We start from the raw sequence: 540 nt of genomic DNA, 5'->3' as shown, positions 1-540 counted from the left end.
CGTTGCCCCTTTACGCCACACGTTCGCATAGAGGTCATGAGAGACCGCCGATGCGCCCGCCAGGGTCAGGCCAGCAACTACCGCCAGAATCGTAGCGAACGCCACGGCGGAGATAAAGCCGAGGAACAGGTTGCCGCCCACGGCATCGGCCAGATGTACCGCCGCCATGTTATTGCCGCCAATCAGCTGCCCCGCCGCATCTTTAAACGCCGGATTTGCGCCAACCAGCATGATCGCACCAAAGCCGATGATAAAGGTCAGGATGTAGAAATAGCCCATAAAACCGGTGGCATAGAAGACGCTTTTACGCGCTTCGCGAGCGTCGCTGACGGTAAAGAAGCGCATCAGGATGTGCGGCAGACCGGCCGTACCAAACATCAGACCGAGACCGAGCGACAGCGCGGATATCGGGTCTTTCACCAGCCCCCCTGGGCTCATGATCGCTTCCCCTTTCGGGTGAACCGCCATTGCTTCGGTGAACAGGTTGTTGAAGCTAAAGCCGACATGTTTCATCACCATAAAGGCCATGAAACTTGCGCC

1 protein-coding gene is annotated in these 540 nt (G+C 57.8%); it reads right to left on the bottom strand.

From position 1 onward, the window contains the following. Positions 1–540, bottom strand: a 540-nt coding sequence (locus ETG88_RS22115) for a sodium:solute symporter family transporter (protein ID WP_434084310.1), incomplete at both ends; no start/stop codon positions are given.

The organism is Lelliottia nimipressuralis (genome assembly GCF_004115925.1).
GTDB lineage: Bacteria > Pseudomonadota > Gammaproteobacteria > Enterobacterales > Enterobacteriaceae > Enterobacter > Enterobacter nimipressuralis.
This window is presented reverse-complemented; position numbering and strand designations above follow the sequence as displayed.